Below are 273 nucleotides of genomic sequence, written 5' to 3' on the forward strand. Positions count from 1 at the left end.
AGAAGAATTAATACAGCAAGTAGGTTTAAATTATCTAATCGGAGAAGATGGAGAAGGATTATCAGGAGGACAATTGAAAAGAGTAGAAATTGCAAGAGCAATTCTGTTTGATAAACCAATACTCTTAATCGATGAAGGAAATGCTTCACTAGATAAACAGAATGCTTTAGCCATAAACAAAACAGTGGCTAATTTAAATAAGTTAGTTATAGACGTCGAACATTATGTCCCGGAAGAGAGTATGAAAAATTACACTAGAAAATACTATTTAGA

1 protein-coding gene is annotated in these 273 nt (G+C 31.9%); it reads left to right on the forward strand.

Features of this window, described 5'->3' with window-relative positions; all coding sequences use genetic code 11:
• On the forward strand, positions 1–273 hold a 273-nt coding region (locus AC973_RS03125), incomplete at both ends, for an ATP-binding cassette domain-containing protein (protein WP_053083815.1).

This window comes from Carnobacterium sp. 1290_CSPC, from assembly GCF_001053265.1.
Taxonomy (GTDB): Bacteria; Bacillota; Bacilli; order Lactobacillales; family Aerococcaceae; genus Aerococcus; species Aerococcus urinaeequi.